This window comes from Allohahella marinimesophila (assembly GCF_039538005.1).
Taxonomy (GTDB): domain Bacteria; phylum Pseudomonadota; class Gammaproteobacteria; order Pseudomonadales; family Oleiphilaceae; genus Allohahella; species Allohahella marinimesophila.
Map to the genome: position 1 here is coordinate 75,937 of NZ_BAABBO010000007.1, position 19,244 is coordinate 95,180.

The following is a 19,244-nucleotide window of genomic DNA, read 5'->3' on the forward strand; positions in this document are numbered from 1 at the left end:
GATCTTTTCCACATGCTTGACCCAAAACTGCTGCGGCAGGACATCGACAGCGTCGCAAGCGCGCTGGCCAGGAAGAACTTCAAGCTCGACGTCGAGCGATTTCAGACACTCGAGGCCGAGCGCAAAACGCTGCAGGTCGATACCGAGCAGCTGCAGAGCGAGCGTAACGCCACCTCGAAGCAGATCGGCCAGGCCAAGGCCAAAGGTGAGGATACTTCTGCCATCATGGCGGCGGTGGCCGGTCTCGGCGAACGCCTGGATGAAAAGAAGAAAGCTCTGGTCATGCTCCAGGATGAGCTCGACGCCATGCTCGCTGGTCTTCCCAATCTGCCGGATGATTCGGTGCCAGCCGGCAAGGATGAATCTGATAACCAGGAGGTTCTGCGCTGGGGCGATCTGCCACAGTTCGACTTCGAGCCGAAAGAGCATCACATCCTCGCCGCCGACAACGCAGCGCTGCATGGCCAGATGGATTTTGCGGCTGCCGCAGCCTTGTCAGGGAGCCGTTTCGTGGTGCTGAAGGCCGACATTGCCAGGCTGCACCGTGCGCTGGCCCAGTTCATGCTGGACACGCAGGTCGACAAGCATGGCTATCACGAAGTCATCGTGCCGCTTCTGGTGCATGAGGCTGCGTTGATGGGTACTGGCCAATTGCCGAAATTTGCCGACGATCTGTTCAAGATCCCCGGAGATCGCGATTTCTACCTGATACCTACTGCGGAAGTACCGCTCACCAATCTCGTTAGCCAGCAGATCGTCGAAGCCGATGCGCTGCCGCTCAAGTTTGTTGCGCACTCCAACTGTTTCCGCAGTGAAGCAGGTGCATATGGACGTGATGTCAGCGGCATGATTCGACAGCACCAGTTTGAAAAGGTCGAGCTGGTACAGATCACCAGGCCTGAAGACAGCGATGCTGCGCTCGAGGCGATGACAGGCCACGCCGAGGCCATCCTGCGTGCGCTGAAGCTGCCGTATCGCAAGGTGCTGCTCTGCGGTGGCGACATCGGTTTTTCTGCCGCAAAAACCTACGATCTGGAAGTCTGGCTGCCAGGCCAGAACGCCTATCGCGAAATATCTTCCGTGAGTAATACGAGAGACTTCCAGGCTCGCCGTATGCAGGCTCGCTGGCGCGCACAGGCTGGTGCAAAGCCGGAGCTCGTCCATACCTTGAACGGTTCTGGTCTGGCGGTCGGTCGCACGCTGATCGCCGTACTGGAGAACTATCAGCAGGCGGATGGCAGTATCCGGATTCCAGAGGCGCTGCAGTCCTGGTTTGGCGACCGAACTCACATCGGGACCGCCGGCTGACATGACACAGCCAGCTGCCTGGCCTCTGTTACCGCTCGCACTTCGCCTCGAAGGGTCCGCCTGTCTGGTGGTCGGTGACACGGATCAGGCCGAACGAAAATGCGAACTGCTGACGAAGGCCGGTGCGCTTATCCAGCGCATGAGCCCGGCCCAGTTCCAGCAGTCCCTGGCTGACGGCACGCTCTGCAAGACGCTGGCAGGCGCTATGCTCGTCGTCTCAGCTACCGGTGATACGACCGTCGACGAAGCTGTCGCCACCGAAGCCCAGGCGCTCGGCATTTTCGTGAATGTCGCAGAAAACAGATTGCTCAGTTCTGCCATCTTTCCCTCCATCGTCGATCGATCACCATTACTGATAGCGGTCTCGAGCGGTGGAGAAGCCCCGGTGCTGACGCGCCTGATTCGTAATAGGCTTGAAGCCTTCCTGCCGTCTAGACTCGGCCACCTCGCGCAGTTGGCCAGTGCACTCCGGGAAACAGTGAAGTCGAAGCTCACGAATATCAATCAGCGTCGTCGTTACTGGGAGACGGTGCTTGAAGGTCAGGTGCCGGATCTTGTGTATAGCGGGGCTGAAGACAAGGCTCGCGACCGCATGCTCGAGGTGCTGGATACTGCCGATGACCTTAGTAGTGCTGGCGAGGTGTATCTCGTGGGTGCCGGCCCCGGTGATCCCGACCTGCTGACCTTTCGGGCACTGCGCCTGATGAGACAGGCTGATGTGGTGCTGTACGACCGTCTGGTATCACCGCAGATTCTCGATCTGGTCAGGCGCGATGCCGAGCGCATCGACGTCGGAAAGGCTCGCTCGCAGCACACGGTGCCGCAGGAAGAGATCAACGAGATGCTCGCCAGGCTGGCCCTCGAAGGCAAGCGCGTGTTGCGCCTCAAGGGCGGTGATCCCTTCATATTCGGACGTGGCGGTGAGGAAATTGACTTACTGGCGTCGAAGGGTGTTCCGTTTCAGGTAGTACCTGGCATCACCGCAGCCTCGGGCTGCGCGGCCTACTCGGGTATTCCGCTGACGCACCGTGATCACTCACAATCGGTGCGCTTCATAACAGCCCATCTCAAAAATAACACGAGCGACTTACCGTGGTTCGAGTTGGTCAGGCCCAGGCAGACGCTGGTCTTCTATATGGGGCTGGCTGCACTGCCACTGATTGCGAGGGAGTTGGTCGCACACGGCATGGCTGCAGATATGCCTGCAGCCATTGTATCGAAGGGCACACTGCCTGAGCAGCGTGTACTGACGAGTACCATTTCAGAACTGGCGGCACTGGTTGCCGCCGAGGAAGTACCGGGCCCCACGATTATCATCGTAGGGACGGTGGTCAGGCTCCGTGACCAGCTGGCCTGGCAGACAGTCGCTCACGACGCTGCTTCATGATCGGCTTGAGCTTCTGATCCATCTCGAGAATAGCTTTCTCGGTCGTTTCCCAGTCGATGCAGGCATCGGTCACTGATACACCATACTTGAGATCAGCCAGGTTCGCCGGAATAGGCTGATTGCCCCAGTTGATGTGACTTTCGACCATGACGCCGATGATGGACTCGTTGCCTTCAGCAATCTGACGGCTGATGTCCTGCAGCACCAGTGGCTGTATGCCGGGGTCCTTGCTGGAGTTGGCGTGGCTGCAATCTATCATGATCGCCTGGCGCAGCTTGGCGTTCTCGAGCTCTTTCTCACACAGCTTTACTGATACCGAATCATAGTTTGGCTGGCCACCGCCTCCCCGCAGCACCACGTGACCGTAGCGATTGCCCTTGGTCTTGATGATGGCCACGTTGCCTTCGTTATCGATGCCGAGAAAAGCGTGGGGATGGGCGACAGATTTCATGGCATTGACCGCCACGGTCAGGCTGCCATCGGTGCCGTTCTTGAAGCCGATAGGCATGGACAAGCCACTGCTCATTTCACGATGGGTCTGCGATTCAGTCGTTCGCGCGCCAATGGCCGACCAGGCAATCGTATCCTGCAGGTACTGCGGCGAAATCGGATCAAGCGCTTCGGTCGCCGTTGGCAGGCCCATTTCACACAGCTCGAGCAACAGACCACGACCCAGCTTCAGGCCTTCTTCAATCTCGAAGGAATCGTTCATGTGCGGATCGTTGATCAGGCCTTTCCAGCCAACGGTCGTGCGTGGCTTCTCGAAATAAACCCGCATCACCAGCACCAGCGTCTCATCGACCTTTTCTGCAAGCCCTTTCAAACGCCTGGCATAGTCGCGCGCGGCTTCGAGATCGTGGATCGAGCAGGGGCCGATGACCACGAACAATCGTGGATCTTCGCCGTCGAGGATCTGTTCGATGGTGCGGCGACCCGTATAGACGGTCTCCGCAGCCTTTTCGCTCAGCGGCAATTCGGCTTTGAGTTGTTCTGGTGTGATGAGCACCGTCTGGCTTTCAACGTTGACGTTGTGAATCTGGTTCATGGCTGCTAACTGCTATGTTGTTCTTTGGAGGCTGTCTTGAGTGACATGCGGGGTCATGCCCCCGATCAGCTGATTTGACTGGTGTAGCCGAGCAGGGAAGTGTCGTTTAGTGTGCTGCAAACTGGCGGCTAAATCAATCGACGATGCGGGCTTCGATTACAGCGCCTGACGTTGTAGAGTGGTAGTTGCAGCGCCGACGAGCGACTGCCTGACTCCAGCGACAGGACCTTTCATGCCGACCATTGAACTCCTCATCAGCGACTGCGACGGCGTGATCGTCGACAGTGAAATTCTTACCCATCGTATCCTGGTCGAAGCGCTGAGCGCCTACGTGCCGCTCGAAGAACTCGAAGCTGCGCTTGAAGGCACATTCGGGCTCATGGTGCCCGATATCATCGAACTTATCGAAAAGCGATTTGATCTTGAAGTGCCGGCGGATTTTGATAGCAAGTTGCGAGAGCAGACTGAAAAACTGTTGGCTACCGAGGTGCAGGCCATCCCTGGCGCCAGGGATGCGCTGCTGGCGATCGATCTGCCGCTCGCCGTGGCGTCAAACAGTCGTCGTCACAATCTGGCCTCCTCAGTTGAACGCGCTGGGCTTACAGAACGGGTAGCCGGCAACCTTTTCAGCTCTGACATGGTGCCAAACCCGAAGCCTGCCCCGGACGTGTACCTCCTGGCAGCCGAGCGTATGGGTGTGGCGCCAGGACACTGCCTGGTCGTCGAAGACAGCCCAACGGGCGTGCTGGCAGCGAGACGGGCTGGCATGCATGTCATTGGTTTTACGGGCGCAAGTCATATTCCCCCTGGCCACGATGCCGTGTTGAGGGAGCTGGGCGTGAGCGCAGTGATCAACAATATGCGTGACCTGCCTGATCTAGTTGCCGCTATAATGGCCGGCAAGTATGAGAGAGCCGCCAGATGAACCTTGAAAAGTCACAGAAAAGAATTGCGAAGCAGGTTAAAAAGGGCTTTCAGGGCTACCCCTTGATCAGCATCGTCTATTATGGCCCAAACGAGTCGATGGCGACCAAGGTCATTGTGGGTTTCACCGCTGAAGAAGGTGCGGAAATGATGACTGAAACCTTTAGTACCCAGACGGATATCCGTGAAGACACCGTGGTGCAGACCACGATCATCAAGATCATCGACCGCTCGGGCGCGAAATCCGTGACTATGGATGAGCGCGTTCAGCCACTGTAGTGGCGCTTATCCCACTCGTCGCCTGAGCATGGGTTGGAGATTGAAATAGGTCAGCGTCCGCCAGAGCCACTCGACTGGACCCTGTAGGAAATACCGCAACCAGATGAGCGATAACAGGATCTGACCACACCAGATTCCAACGATGATCGGCAGCAATTCCAGCCGTGAGAGCGAACCATACAGCCCCAGCCCATATCCGTAGAAGAGCAGGGCGCAAATGAGCGACTGCATCAGGTAATTCGTCAAAGCCATGCGTCCAACGGCAGCTAACGCCGTAGCCATACTTTTCGGCAGGACTGTCCGCAACGCCAGAAGCACCAAAGCTGCGTAGGCCACAGTCATGAACACAGCGCCAAGGTGCTGTGGAATCATGCCGAAGGCGTACCAGGCATCCATATTCCACTGCTGGGCATAATTCCACCACAGGCCAAATCCAGTCAGTGGCAGACCGATACCGAGGCAGATGCCGGCTAGTCTGCGATACTCACGACTCGTCCGCCAGCCTTGGAGTACGCCCAGTTTATAGAGGGCCATCCCCAGACACATCATGCCGAACACTTTAACCAACATGGCCAGCCCGCCTTTGGCCAGGATAAGGTCGGCGCTGTGTTCACTGTCGGTAAATTCTGTCGCCAGGGTGCCACGTACTGCAGCGACCGTGTCCTCATGGCTGCCGAGATACATGGCTCGCTGTTCTTCTACCTGAGCGATATCGGGCTGAAAATAGGCTTTCAGATCGTAGCGGCCATCCGCACCTATAGTCGCTTCACTGATATCGGGGAAATGACTCAGATACAGCGTCACATTGAGTGCACAGGCAGCAATTACCAACAGGGTCAGCGGGTTGAGGTATCTGAATGGATACAGCAGCAGAGCGATCATGGCGTAGATCTGCAGTACATCGCCCTCCCAGAGATACCAGGCGTGCATGAGACCAATGACCAGGAGCCAGAAGGTTCGACGATAATGCACTGACGCTGCGTTTCGGCCGCTGACCTCTGACTGTTCTGCCAGGAGCAGCATGCTCGCACCGAACAGCAGCGTGAACAGGCCCATGAATTTCTGGTCGGCGAAGAGATAGAAGAATCCGAAAAGAATATCGTTCAGGGCGTTGCCATCACCCCATGCCTGCGGATTGACATAAGCGGCCGAGGGCATCGCGAAGACAATGATATTCATGGTCGGCAGGCCAAGCAGCGCAAGGCCCCTCAACACATCGAGGCTGGCAATTCTGGAAGGGGAGGCGGGCTCAGTCACCAGTGACATGAGCCCACAGAGTCCTCAGGCGGATTCAGGCAACTCCGCGTTGTGGTAGACGTTCTGCACATCATCCAGCTCGTTGAGCATGTCGAGGAATTTTTCGAACATGGGCACGTCCTCACCGGTGACCGGTGTAAGCGTCTGGGGCAGGAAGTGAATATCGTCGGTGTCGTAATCGATCTCGCCGAATGCTTCAGCCAGGGCTTGCTTTGCATTGTTGAAGTCGGTGTGCGGCGTGAATACGGTCATCTTGCCGTTCTCACTCTCGATATCCGTGACTTCTACGTCAGCCATCATCAATGCCTCGAGCACGGCGTCTTCGTCTTCACCGGCAAAAGCAAGAATGGCGCAGTGGTCGAACATGTGGCTGACGCTGCCGGGGGTACCGATCTTGCATTTCGTCTTGGTGAATGCCTGGCGCACATCACCGAAGGTGCGATTTGGGTTATCCGTCAGACAGTCGACGATGACCATGGTCTGACCTGGTCCGTAGCCTTCGTATCGGGCTACAGCGTAGTCTTCTCCGCCAGCACCCTTTGCCTTGTCGATGGCTTTATCGATGACGTGCGAAGGCACCTGGTCTTTCTTCGCTCGATCGATTAGACCTCTCAATGTCAGGTTGGCATCCGGGTCAGGACTGCCCGACTTGGCCGATACGTAAATGGCGCGTGCGTACTTGCTGTAGACCTTGGTCTTGGCGTCGGCCGTTTTGGCCATGGATTCTTTGCGGTTCTGGTAGGCTCTGCCCATACCGGTATCCTGGAGCTGATTCGTGAAAAATGGAGAGTTTACACGGAACTGCCCCGCGGCCGATAGCTTGCAAGTTTGCGATCGATCACGAACCGCACTACGCTTTAACGCATCCAGTGACGAATTCGGCAGCGTGCGCCAGCATTCTGCCTGCGTCTCTTTTAACCGACAGACTCCCTATTCAGCATGAACAAACCGGTCGATTTCAAAGCTCTGTCCTGTAAACAATGTATCGAAAGCGTCGATCTCGGTTTCGAGTTCACCATGGCGTTTCAGCCTATTGTTGCTTGGGCCAGCAAAACAATCTTTGGCTACGAAGCCCTTTGCAGGGGGCTGAACAACGAGTCAGCCTGGTCGGTGATTCAGCAGGTCAACGAGAGTAACCGCTACCGTTTCGATCAGGTATGCCGGGTGAAAGCGATTGCACTGGCCGCGAAGCTGGAGATCCCGTCCGTGCTTAGTATCAACTTCTTCCCGAACGCGGTGTACAAGCCTGAATTATGTATCCGCACCACGCTGGAAGCCGCAAAAATCTGCGGCTTTCCAATTGAACGTATTCTCTTCGAATTCACTGAGGCTGAAAAACTCACATCCACCAGCCACGTAAAGCAGATCGTGGAATCATATCGGGAGATGGGTTTCAAGACGGCGACAGATGATTTTGGATCAGGTCATTCCGGACTGAATATGCTGGCCGATTATCAGACTGACATCATCAAGTTCGATATGGCGCTGGTGCGCAACATCGATAGCGACCTGGTGCGTCAGAAGATCGTCAAGCACTGCGTGAACCTATGCCTGGATCTTGGTATTACACCGTTGGCCGAAGGAATTGAGACAAAAGCGGAAATGGAGGTCTTGCAGTCGCTCGGTATCGACCTGATGCAGGGCTACTACTTCGCCAAACCTGGTTTCGAGTGCCTGCCTGAAGTCGATTTCGACCAGGCCTAGGCCTGTTTATAGCCCCAGAGTTCATCAAGATTCAGCGTCGGCAGAACCTTTGGCACCACGACGCCCTGAATGGTAAATTCCGCCTCGAGGCTTTCGCGCTTGAGCCCGCCCATATAAGCATTCCCCTTGGCGCTGATCACAGCCTGCATGCACGGTGGTGCGCCCTTGCGCTGTCGAGTGATGACGGCTGTTTCTCCGGTACGAATGGTGACGAGGCTGCCGGGGGGGAAATCTCCCATTCCCTCGAACAGAGCGTTATAGACCGTTTGATCCGGGTCCTCTGCGTATGCCTGCAGGATTTCCAGTCTGGCCTGATCACTGCAATACCGGTCGCGATAGGCTCGTCGCGTGACCATGGCGGTGTAACGCTCTGCGAGGGCCAGTGCCTTGGCTTCCGGGAGAATGGCGTCCCCCTTCAAGGCATTTGGATAGCCCCGGCCATTGAAGACCTCGTGATGCTGTTCGATGATTCGCAAATAGCGCGGCTGTTCGACACCGGCAGCCTTGAGTGCAGCAACGCTCAACAGTGGGTGCTTGTTGATGATGGCTCGTTGTGCATCGGTAAGCGCCATCTTCGAGTTATTCAATTTGTCCTGATGCGGTAAGAGCGCGATATTGGCTGACAGTGCCGCCGCCGCCAGGATGATGATCCTGTTAGGAATGAAGTTCAGTCGCTGACCGATGATACAGCACAGAATGGCGTAAAATAGCACTTGCTCGTAGGCAGTAGGCTCAACCGAATAAATGTGCACCAGCGCGATACAGGCATCAGGATCACCAGCACACATTTCGGCGATGCGCTTGGCGAGAATGAGAATTTTCTGGCTCGCCCGTGGATCCTTGACCAGGACCGAGTGCAGTCCAGCTTCGAGATCTTCCAGCAACAGCGCGTACTCGGCGAAGGGGCTGACCTTTCGACCTTCCTGACGCTCCTCGGAAATCTGCGCCCGGGTGGATTGCATGGTCTTCTGGAACATGCCCCGGTTGTAAAGCAGTTCGAGCTGGTATTCGCTTTGTATAACGTGTCCCTGGCTTAGCAGGAGACCACCATTTTCGTCGTAGACCGGCCACGGCAACGGTTTGCCAACGTACAGCGCGCCGGGGATGAGTTTTAACAAATCTGCCATAGTGACTGCTCAGCTACTACCTGTCTTCAGCAATGCCCGGGCCCGGGCCATAACATATGGAATAAATCCATTTAAGTTAAGCACATATTGGGAAAACTGCGACCCCAGAAGGGACGGCCACTATGGTCTTCATGGTGAAACGTTGCTGAAGTTCGCCGGCCGTGTCCAGGGTTCTGGCAGTGTCATTCCGCTCGAGGCCGCCTTTCCTGTTGCCGATGCGTGGGTCCTGCCAGAAGTTGGCTTTCTCATACAGGTCTGTGAGGCTCTGTATTTCTGCGTCAGCGCGCTTCTGAATACACTCGTTGACGTTATAGCGGGCATCCCCGACATCTTCATTGTTGCCACCAATATTTCGAATGCTCGGGCGGCCGGTCGTGTCTGTAAGCAGAAGCTGCACCAAGAATAGCCGCTGGACAACACTACCCTATACCAGTGTATGGTGATGCCGGACCATGCTCGAAACCAAAACGCAAGAGGCCCCCTATGGCACAGTTCCAGATTGATAAAGGACGCTTTATATCCAGTCGCATCGTCAGTACCGATCCCGCTGCGGAAGCCGAGTCGCTTCAGGATGGTGATATTCTTGTTGCGATCGATCGTTTCGCCTTTACGGCAAACAATGTCACCTACGCTGTTGCAGGCGATCAGCTGGGGTACTGGACATTCTTTCCGCCGGTACCGAGCCAGTCGAATGAAGACGTTTCCGGGTGGGGTGTGATTCCGGTATGGGGCTTTGCGGATGTCATTGCCTCGAAAAGCGAGGACATCGATGTGGGTGAGCGCCTGTTCGGTTATTTCCCCCCCGCAAACACCCTCAGGATCACGCCTGTTCGAGTGGCTGCCACACGGCTGATCGATGGTGCTCCGCATCGCTCCGAGCTGCCCCCAGCCTATAACAGCTACAGTCGGGTGAGTAACGAAACAGGCTACGACAGCGCTTTGGATAACCAGCGCATGCTCCTGTGGCCACTACATATCACCTCATACTGTCTTTGGGACATGCTGCAGGAGCAGGGCTGGTTCGGTGCGAAACAGGTGGTGATCCTGAGTGCTTCGAGCAAGACCAGTACCGGTCTGGCCTATGCCCTTGAGGCAGACGAGTCGGCGCCAGACGTCATTGCCATCACTTCGCAGCGAAATCTGCATTTTGTCGAAGGTCTTGGACTATATTCGAAGTGTCTTACGTATGATGAACTCGCTCACGTCGATGCCAGTGTGCCAACCGTGATTGTCGATATGTCCGGCAGTGGTCAGGCGCTTGGTCAGTTGCACACGCAGCTGGCCGATAATATGAAGCAGTGCATCAATGTTGGTCTCACACATTGGGATGAAGTCGTTCCGGGTAAGGGCATCATCAAATCGCGCAGCCAGTTCTTCTTTGCGCCAAGCCATATCCAGAAGCGTATCAAGGACTGGGGTGCGGATGGCTTTGCTGAGCGCTTAGCGGGCTTCCTGCGGAACACTGCCGAAAAGAGCTCGCAGTGGCTGAAACTGTCTACGGTAGCTGGTCTTTCGGGGCTTGCCGATGTGTACCCCAAGGTGTGTGAAGGTATGATAGCCCCGGATGAAGGGCTGATAGTGGTTCTGGAAGACGATACGTAAAATTTCCGCCCTCACAGGCATAGTAGTCAAACGCGTAGTGGTGAAGCATGGTCCTGAATGTTGAAGATCTTGATTTTGATAGGTGTGAAGATGAGCCCATACATATACCGGAATCCATACAGGGCTACGGCTATCTCTTTGCCCTGGATCGCACCGAGGGCAAGATCAGAATCGTCAGTGAAAATGTTCAGGACCTGTTCGTCGACACTGATGATCTCATCGGGTCAAATTTCTTCGATCTGCTCGATAGCAAGGAAGCAGTCTCTGACTTCCTGCGTGAAACATATCAACGGGCCAAGCAAAAGGAAACCAGGCTCCCGGTCGAGGTCAAGTTCAAGCAGTCGGTCATAAAGTCGACGCAGAGCACCGACTATTATGCGGTTGTATATGACAGCGACGATCACTTTGTCATCGAACTCGAACCAGCAGCCAATTTCCGCGACTCCTATTCGGCCAAGCATTTCATCAAGCTATATGCGCTTGGCATCGCGCCCAAGTTCAAGAAGTTCGAAAGCCTCGATACCATGGCGAAGGAGATCGTTGATACGATCAAGTACGTGACCAATATGGATCGTGTACTGCTATACAGGTTCAACGAGGATGCTTCAGGCAAGGTCATCGCCGAGGCGAAGGAACCGGACATGGAGTCTTATATCGATGTCTACTATCCGGCTTCGGATATTCCGCCCCAGGCCAGGGAGCTATACAAGAAGAACTGGGTGCGTCTGACGCCGAATGTGGACCTCGAGCCGTCCAAGCTTCTGCCAACGGTGGCTGAAAGCGGGCGCAAGCCCCTTGACCTGACTCATTCGATATTGCGCACGCTGTCGCCAATTCACCGGCAGTATATTCGCAACCAGGGCTTGAAGGCATCAATGTCGATGTCGCTGGTGACCCATGACAACCTCTGGGGCATCATTACCTGCCACAGCAGGGAAGCGGCCTACATACCGCAGAATGTTCGACTTGAGTGCGAAATGATTTCGCAACTGTTCAGCTGGCATCTCTATGCCAAGGAAGAAGAGCTGTATATCCGGAAAAAGGAAAGTGCAGATCAGGCGATCAGTCGCATGCTTTCGATGGTCTCGAGCGAACAGTCCATTATCGACATCTTCAAGCATCATGAAGATGAAGTGCTCAGGATCATGGACGCCGACGGCTTCGTGTTCTTTTCGGAAATTCAGGTGGTATCGATAGGCGTCACGCCGGAACTGGATGTCATCCATGAGATCTGTGATCGTCTTAACCATACCCAGGAAAAGCCGTACCTCTCCTCTGATATCAGTGCAGACTTCCTGGATACGGAGCGTCTCAACGGCATCAAGGGCGCGCTTTTCATGCCCCTGGCTGAAAAGCAGAATTACTATACAGTCTGGTTCCGTAAGGAAGAAAAGCTGGTGCAAAAATGGGCTGGCGTGCCGGATGAGAAAGCGGTGTCCAGTTCCAAGAAAGAGCGCTTGATGCCGCGGACTTCTTTCCAGGTGCATATCAGGGAAGTGAAAGGCAAGAGCAAGAAATGGGATCAGAATGATGTTGGCATGGCGGAGCGATTCAATCTCGTGTTCATGGCCTATGCACTGGAAACTCAGGAGAGGATGCATCGCAACCTGACAAACCTGGAGAAGCAGGACCGGCACAAGAATGAATTTCTCGCGACACTTGCTCATGAACTCCGTAACCCACTAACGCCCATCAGCACGGGCATATCCATTCTTGAAGCCGAAAGCAATGAGGCAGTGCGGAGCCGTGTGATCCAGACCATGACACGGCAGGTCGATAGCATGACGAGAATGATCGACGACCTGATGGAAGTCTCCCGAGTGACCCAGGGTAAGATTAAACTGGATATGCGCCGTGTCGTACTTCAGGATATCATCCGGGATGCGCTGGAGACCTGTGATAGCTTGCTGAAGGAAAAGCGGCACACGCTAGAACTGAAATTGCCGGAGGCGGAGTTACCAGTGACTGGCGACAGGACCAGGCTGGGACAGGTCTTTGGCAATATCATCAACAATGCTGCCAAATACACCGACGAAGGCGGCCGGATTCAGATTCGTGCCTACGCGCAGGATGGCCTCATACACATCAAGGTGATCGACAACGGTGTTGGTCTGGCACCGGAAAACACTGGTCTCATCTTTACCATGTTTACCCAGATGGACACTCACTCGAGCCGGGTAAAAGGTGGTCTTGGTATTGGCCTGACGCTCGTGCAGAAACTGGTGGAGCTACATGGCGGTAAGATCGTGGCGCGAAGCGCTGGTATCGGGCAGGGTGCCGAGTTCGAAGTCGTGCTGCCGCAATCCGAGCTTGATCAGAACAGCGAGCATACCAGCTCAACCGACCTGAACAGGGTGGCCACCAGCAAGAATCGTGTACTGATCGTTGATGATAACGAAGATATCGCAGCAATGTATGAGCTCTTGCTCATCGCAAGTGGCTACGACACGAGAAGCGTGACGAAACCAAAGGATTCCATAGAAGTGTTCAAACAGTTCCAGCCGCACTTCGCTCTGCTGGATATTGGCATGCCGGATATCGATGGTTATGAACTGTGCGGCATCCTATCTGCCTTACCTGAGGCGAGGCATACCATCTTTCTTTCGCAGTCCGGCTGGGGCAACAAGGAGGATATCGCCAAAGCCTACGCTGCTGGCTTCCGTGAGCATCTGGTGAAGCCCCTCAATAGTCAGGCTTTGCAACTTGTGCTGCAGAAATACGCCCAGGACTGAGGGTCCGCTTCCGCAACCGCCACGTAGAGTCTTCAACAAGCCTGCTCGAATCAGCTGGAAATGCAGTCGGCCGGGTAGAGTGTACACTTCTGAAGGACTCCCACGGCATGAGCGACAAGAGCAAGACCCAGGACGAGGACCTGCCACACTACGATAGACCAACTGGTGGCTGGGGCTCTGTCAAGAGTCTTGCCACCATCATGGAGCGAAGCAGGCCGGACCCTGGCGTCATGAAGACCCTCTGGCGCCAGAACAAGCCTGGTGGTCACATGTGTACCTCCTGCGCCTGGGCCAAGCCAGCAAAACCACATCCCTTCGAATTCTGCGAAAATGGCGCCAAGGCGACCGTCTGGGACCTCACCAGCCATCGTTGCACACCGGCCTTTTTTGCCGAGAATTCCGTCGAAACGCTGAAGAGCTGGAGCGATCATGACCTGGAGATGGTCGGACGCCTGACGCATCCGCTGCGCTACGATGCCAGTACCGATCATTATGTCGAGACTACCTGGGCAGAAGCATTCGCAGGCATCGCGGCGGAGTTGCAGCAACTCGATCCGAAATCCGTCGTGTTCTACACCTCCGGCCGCGCTGCTCTGGAAACGTCCTACCTCTGGGCCCTGTTCGCACGGCTCTACGGGCACAATAACCTGCCCGACAGTTCCAATATGTGTCACGAAACCACCTCAGTCGGACTTAAGAAGGTGATTGGCTCTTCCGTCGGCACCTGCACGCTCGAAGATTTCGAGCAGTGCGACATGATCATGTTCTTCGGGCAGAATACCGGTAGCAACAGCCCAAGGTTCCTGCACAACCTGCAGGCGGCGGCGAAACGCGGTTGCCACATCGTGACTTTCAATCCCGTGCGAGAGCGGGGGCTCATCGAGTTCGTCAATCCCCAGAGCCCGGTGCAGATGCTCACTACCTCGAGCACCCAGATATCCGAGCATTATCTGCAAGTCAAACCAGGCGGCGACATCGCTGTATTGGCCGGGCTTTGCAAGCGCGTTCTGGAACTGGAGGCAGAGAAGGGCGGCGTGCTCGACAAGACCTTCATTGCAGAGCATACAAAGGGCTTCGACGACTTCGTCCGGTCGATGCAGCAGACGCAATGGGCAGACATCGAGCAGGCTTCCGGTCTGAAGCGCGCAGATCTCGAAATGATAGCTGCCATGTACGCGACTGCGAAAAAGACCATCGGCATCTATGGCATGGGACTCACACAGCATGTGCATGGCTTCGTCAATCTCGCCATGTATGTGAATCTCCTGTTGATGAAGGGTCACATTGGACGTCTCGGCGGCGGGATCAGCCCGGTACGGGGCCATTCCAATGTACAGGGGCAGCGCACAGTCGGCATCTCGGAAAAGCCAAAGCTGGTGCCGCTCGACAAACTGGCCGAGATGTTCGATTTTGAACCGCCGCGCGATGAAGGCCGCACCACGGTCGAGGTCGTGCGAGGTGTGCTGGATGGTTCTGTAAAGGCATTCCTCAGTCTGGGCGGCAACTTCGCCCGCGCCATTCCCGATCAGGGTCAGGCTGATCCAGCGTGGAAGGATCTCACCCTGAATGTTCAGGTAGCGACGAAACTCAACCGTTCGCATCTGCTGGTCGGCAGGAAGACATGGTTACTCCCGTGCCTGGTGCGTGCCGAGGAGGATATGCAGGCGACTGGTGCGCAGGCTGTCAGCATGGAAGACAGTCTCAGTAATATCTATGGCTCGGTCGGCAAGCGTCAGCCCGCCAGCGAGCACCTGAAGTCGGAGATGGCTATCGTGGCTGGATTGGCCAAGGCGACGTTGAAGCCGAATCCGAAGGTGAAGTGGGATGAGTGGCTGGGCGATTACAGCCTGGTTCGTGATCTTATCGAAGAGACTTATCCAGATGACTTCAAAGACTTCAATGCCCGGATGTTCGAGGCTGGTGGCTTTTACCGTGGCAACCCAGCGCGGGAAAGAGTGTGGAAAACAGAGTCCGGCAAAGCCGAGTTCACCGCACCAAAGGTGCTGAGCGCACTCGGTGAACGACCCGGCAAAGGTGAGTTCACCATGATCACAATGCGCTCCAACGATCAGTTCAACACCACGATCTACGGCCATTCAGATCGCCTACGGGGGCTCGAAGGTTCACGCTATATTGTGCTGATGAACCCCGATGAGATCGCCAACGCGGGCCTCAGTGAAGGTCAGATGGTGACCCTGGAAAGCGCCGTGAACGACGGCGTCGAGCGTCGAGTAGCCAATATGAAGGTCACCGCCTATGACCTGCCTGATGGCTGCGTCGCGACCTACTATCCGGAGGCAAATCCATTGATTCCCCTGGATTATCACGATGAGGAATCCAAGACGCCGGCGTATAAGGGCGCGCCTGTTCGTATTGTGGTCTGACGAAACTGTGCAGCAGTCGTCACCACGCAAGACGGGTGGCTCATATTGCTCTCCCTCCAGGAATCGGTTGTATTTATTTGATGAACCGATGGGAGGTTAACAACGCCAATGTGACTGAAAAGTCGCTGAAATGTGGAATCTACGTCAGAGCCCGGATGGCAAGAGTCGTTTCAACTGAGGGGAAGTTTCAGCGCCACTCTATGTCACGCTTCTCTTTCCGGTGCAGCGAGTACTTTCCTGATGAGTCATCAGCTCAAGCAGGCCTTACGCTGGGACTGGTTCAGTTCGACTGGCGCGTGCCGGCACCACGACAAGCACCAGCAGTGACAGCAGCAACATGACCGAGAGGCCTGCAAAAGCTGAGCGGAGGCTCCAGGCTTCAGCCACCCAGCCGATCAGCGGGGGGAAAGTCAGCAGACCGATATAGCCAAGTCCTACTACCAGTGTGAGACCGCTCCCATGCGGCAGGCCGGGCACATTGGCCGCCATGAGGAAATAGACCGGCACGACATTCGCCAGCCCGAGTCCCAGTAGCGAATAGCCCAGCGTGGTGATGACCACATTCGGCGAGTAGACGATCACCAGGTAGGCCATCGCGCCCACGATCAGGCTAATGGCGATCACCCTGCGATCACCGAATCTGGCACGAAGCGCGTCGCCACTGAAGCGCATGATCGCCATCGATAGTGAAAAGGCAGCGAAGCCCAGCCCGAAGAGGGCGGGCTCAACACCCATCACGGTATCAAGATAGACGCCAGACCAATCGATCACGGCGCCTTCAGCGGTAAAGGCCACCAGCGCGGCGAGGCCAATAACCAGCAGAAGGGGAGAGAATGCTCGAGCTGGTGCAGCGGGGTCCTTAACGCTTGACTCAGGCGCCTCATACAGCAGGCCACGATTCACCAATGCAAAGAACAGTAACACCGTTGCGCAGGCCAGAATGGCCATCCATTCGAGCCCGAGCATTTCTCCGACGGGGCCGATCAGCAAGCCCGCCAGCCCGCCTGCAGAGTACCAGCCGTGGCACGACGACAGCATCGGACCTTTGCCAGTCGCCACATACAGCCGCTCTACTGCGACGGCATTGGCGTTCATTGAAATATCAGCAGATGCGAGGAGTACGCCAGCCAGAAATACCGTCACTACCAGCAGCGAGGGCACCGGCATCAGCGCCGGCAGGGCAAGGGCTATGAAGGCCATGAACACGGCTAGACGGGTGATCGTTGCGCTGGCATAGCGCGCCAGTAGAAACCGCGCCAATGGCAGTGCGACCAGGGCGCCGCAGCCGAAGGCCAGCAGAAAGCGGCCGAACTCAGCCTCCGAAAAGCCGAATTTGAGCCGGATAAGCGGTAGCATGACCGAGACCAGCGCAACGTTGCAGCCGATGGCGAAGAAGGTCGCGCTGATGGCAAATCTTGGAGTAATGGACATTGATAACCCGAATGAGACCTGAAGCGAAAGCCACAAACAGTACTCGTTAGCGGCAGGTTCGGATCATTACGCGTTATCTCCACCACTGCCATACGCAACTACACGGTTTCGACCGGCATGCTTGGCCGCGTACAAGGCCTCATCGGCACGCTTGATCAGACTCCTGGCTTCTTCGAAACGCTCAGGTATGCAACTGGCTACACCGATACTGACCGTGAGTGAGACGGTGTGACCCTCCCACACGAAAGGCGTTTCTGCCACGGCACATCGCACCCGCTCACCGATCAGCATCGCGCCGTCGAGCGTGGTATGGCACAGCAGGATCGCGAACTCTTCGCCACCATAACGCGCTACGCAGTCACCAGCTCGGGTGACCGACTGTTCGTAGATCTGCGCAAGATGTTGCAGGCAGGCATCGCCGCACAAATGTCCGTAAGTGTCGTTCACCCTCTTGAAGTAGTCGCCATCGATCATCAACAGGCTCATTTCGCCAGCGGCTCGCGTGCTCTTGCTCCACTCCTGTGTGAGCGTCTGCTCGAAGAAGTGACGATTCTTGACCTGAGTGAGGCCGTCGACGGAGCTGACTTCCATGAGTTTCTGATTCGCCAGTTCCAGTTCACTGGTACGCTCCCTGACGCGCTGCTCCAGCTCATCGTTCGCTTTGCGCTGCACCTGCAGCACTTCTGCCTGTGCAAGATAGCGCTTCTTGCGCTCCATGTTCACCCGGTAGGCCAGGGCAAATGAAAGAAGAAGACCCTCGGCAACGATACCGAATTGTTGAGCATGCTCGATCAACAGATGCCGCGGCAGGAAGCCGATCTTGCTCAGCGGTACAAGCACGCTGCCACCCAGCAATATGAACCAGGCGACGGTGTAGAAACGCGCCAGTACATCGCCGGCGCGCCAGACATAGACACCAGTACCGAACAGAAACAGGGCCGCCACCACTGACAATAGCGAAGCTACCATGACGAGCGATCCGTCCGGCATCACGAAGGTGAGGAGCGATAGCGCAATTCCGATGACAACGACACTGCGAATGGTCCATTTGATCACGGCCCCGTAGCGATCCAGTCGAAGAAAGGTGTACGCAAAGATGTTGGAAAATACCAGGGCCGTCGTCGTCGCCAGTACGATGGAGCCGTTGTTCAACTGCGGCCAGTTCGGCCAGATGAACTGGAACGCGAGACCCTGAAGAATGAGTGTGACCGAACTGATGCAGAGCAGGCTCAGTACATACCAGAGGTAGCTCCAGTCGCGAACCGCCAGGAAAAGAAAGAAGTTATAGATGGCCAGGGCCAGCACGACACCGACGAACACCAGGTGAATCAGGAGCATGATCTGTTCGTGCTCGAAGAAGGCATACACATCCCAGAGGTCCAGTGGCACCTGAAGGGCCCCACTCGTCTGCGCGCGAATCAACAGCTGGACTTCGCTAGTGGCTGGCACGTCGATCGGGAAGAGGGAGTGACGATGGTAGACTTCGCGACTCTCGATCGGATACTGATCGCCAGTGCTGAGAGAATCGACGATCTCGCCCTTGTACACCAGGTAGAAATTGACGTGATCCAGCAGGCCATAAGCCAGCTGCACCAGCTTGTGCACGCTTTCACTGGTTGGATTGCTCAACGAAGCAGAAAACCAGTAGGCTGATTCAGTCAGTCCAAAATTCAGCACTTTCTCGTTTCCGCGCTCCCATTTCAGCGCGGCACCATTCTGAATGATGTCCAGAGGCGTTAGCGAGCCTTCTGGGTCTTCCAGATAATGTAACTGGCTGCCGAGCGACAGTCGTGGTGCTAGCACTGAGTTTAGTTCTAAGCTTGGTGCATCAACAGGTTCAGCCGACACGAGGCTACTGGCTATCATAAGCCAAGCCACCAAGGCCGCTAGAAAAAAACGTTCAGGATTCATGCACGAAGGGACCGGCTTAGCGGTTGGATGGTAGATCGGATAAGGACCAGGCATGATGATAACTATAGCTACAGTCGAGAATTCTGCCGGGCTCTCGGGAAATGTTTGAACCTTCAGCCAGCTTTTCAAACGCTGGCGACAAGCTTGCTTGCC

General features: G+C 55.8%; 15 protein-coding genes. 8 read left to right on the plus strand and 7 right to left on the minus strand.

Going from position 1 to position 19,244, the window contains the following annotated elements:
• The first annotated feature begins 12 nt into the window (after positions 1-12).
• Positions 13-1,308 (plus strand): serine--tRNA ligase, encoded by a 1,296-nt coding sequence (gene serS / locus ABD735_RS06015; RefSeq protein WP_344804333.1) that lies wholly within the window; start codon positions 13-15, stop codon positions 1,306-1,308.
• A gap of 1 nt (position 1,309) precedes the next feature.
• The gene (cysG, locus tag ABD735_RS06020; protein WP_344804335.1) at positions 1,310-2,695 is read left to right on the plus strand and encodes a siroheme synthase CysG; all 1,386 of its coding nucleotides are present in this window, start codon (positions 1,310-1,312) and stop codon (positions 2,693-2,695) included.
• Here cysG and ABD735_RS06025 read toward each other — a convergent pair.
• Positions 2,640-3,740 (minus strand): 3-deoxy-7-phosphoheptulonate synthase, encoded by a 1,101-nt coding sequence (locus tag ABD735_RS06025; protein ID WP_344804337.1) that lies wholly within the window; start codon positions 3,738-3,740, stop codon positions 2,640-2,642. The two genes, cysG and ABD735_RS06025, sit on opposite strands and share 56 nt — an antisense overlap.
• 232 nt (positions 3,741-3,972) lie before the next feature.
• Between ABD735_RS06025 and ABD735_RS06030 the strand changes: the two genes are divergently transcribed.
• Together ABD735_RS06030 and ABD735_RS06035 are read left to right on the plus strand one after the other, a co-directional pair.
• Positions 3,973-4,665, plus strand: coding sequence for an HAD family hydrolase (locus tag ABD735_RS06030; protein ID WP_344804339.1), 693 nt, complete (start codon positions 3,973-3,975; stop codon positions 4,663-4,665).
• Positions 4,662-4,943 (plus strand): hypothetical protein, encoded by a 282-nt coding sequence (locus tag ABD735_RS06035; RefSeq protein ID WP_344804341.1) that lies wholly within the window; start codon positions 4,662-4,664, stop codon positions 4,941-4,943. Before ABD735_RS06030 ends, ABD735_RS06035 begins: the two co-directional genes overlap by 4 nt.
• A gap of 6 nt (positions 4,944-4,949) precedes the next feature.
• Here the strand turns inward: ABD735_RS06035 and ABD735_RS06040 are convergent, their stop codons facing one another.
• Positions 4,950-6,209, minus strand: a complete 1,260-nt coding sequence (locus ABD735_RS06040; protein ID WP_344804343.1) for a DUF418 domain-containing protein — start codon at positions 6,207-6,209, stop codon at positions 4,950-4,952.
• 15 nt (positions 6,210-6,224) lie between these two features.
• Complete coding sequence (locus tag ABD735_RS06045; RefSeq protein ID WP_344804345.1) at positions 6,225-6,953, minus strand: YebC/PmpR family DNA-binding transcriptional regulator; 729 nt, start codon at positions 6,951-6,953, stop codon at positions 6,225-6,227.
• Positions 6,954-7,139: 186 nt separating this feature from the next.
• Between ABD735_RS06045 and ABD735_RS06050 the strand changes: the two genes are divergently transcribed.
• Entirely contained in the window at positions 7,140-7,904 is a 765-nt protein-coding gene (locus tag ABD735_RS06050; protein ID WP_344804347.1) for an EAL domain-containing protein, read from the plus strand.
• Here ABD735_RS06050 and ABD735_RS06055 read toward each other — a convergent pair.
• Entirely contained in the window at positions 7,901-9,031 is a 1,131-nt protein-coding gene (locus ABD735_RS06055; protein ID WP_344804349.1) for an HD-GYP domain-containing protein, read from the minus strand. The two genes, ABD735_RS06050 and ABD735_RS06055, sit on opposite strands and share 4 nt — an antisense overlap.
• A gap of 76 nt (positions 9,032-9,107) precedes the next feature.
• Positions 9,108-9,428: a hypothetical protein gene (locus ABD735_RS06060; RefSeq protein ID WP_344804351.1), complete on the minus strand. Its 321-nt coding sequence runs from the start codon at positions 9,426-9,428 to the stop codon at positions 9,108-9,110.
• A gap of 86 nt (positions 9,429-9,514) precedes the next feature.
• Here ABD735_RS06060 and ABD735_RS06065 point away from each other — a divergent pair, with 86 nt between their 5' ends.
• From ABD735_RS06065 to ABD735_RS06075, 3 genes are all read left to right on the plus strand, one after another.
• Entirely contained in the window at positions 9,515-10,633 is a 1,119-nt protein-coding gene (locus tag ABD735_RS06065; RefSeq protein ID WP_344804353.1) for a DUF2855 family protein, read from the plus strand.
• A gap of 47 nt (positions 10,634-10,680) precedes the next feature.
• On the plus strand, positions 10,681-13,365 hold the full coding sequence (locus tag ABD735_RS06070; protein WP_344804356.1) for an ATP-binding protein: 2,685 nt from the start codon (positions 10,681-10,683) through the stop codon (positions 13,363-13,365).
• 107 nt (positions 13,366-13,472) lie between these two features.
• The gene (locus ABD735_RS06075) at positions 13,473-15,749 is read left to right on the plus strand and encodes an FdhF/YdeP family oxidoreductase (protein WP_344804358.1); all 2,277 of its coding nucleotides are present in this window, start codon (positions 13,473-13,475) and stop codon (positions 15,747-15,749) included.
• A 264-nt stretch (positions 15,750-16,013) separates the two neighbouring features.
• On the opposite strand, the gene ABD735_RS06080 is transcribed toward ABD735_RS06075, so the two are convergent.
• Both ABD735_RS06080 and ABD735_RS06085 read right to left on the minus strand, forming a co-directional pair.
• On the minus strand, positions 16,014-17,180 hold the full coding sequence (locus ABD735_RS06080) for an MFS transporter (protein WP_344804360.1): 1,167 nt from the start codon (positions 17,178-17,180) through the stop codon (positions 16,014-16,016).
• Between the two features lie 66 nt (positions 17,181-17,246).
• The gene (locus tag ABD735_RS06085; RefSeq protein WP_344804362.1) at positions 17,247-18,983 is read right to left on the minus strand and encodes a sensor domain-containing diguanylate cyclase; all 1,737 of its coding nucleotides are present in this window, start codon (positions 18,981-18,983) and stop codon (positions 17,247-17,249) included.
• Positions 18,984-19,244 lie beyond the last annotated feature (261 nt).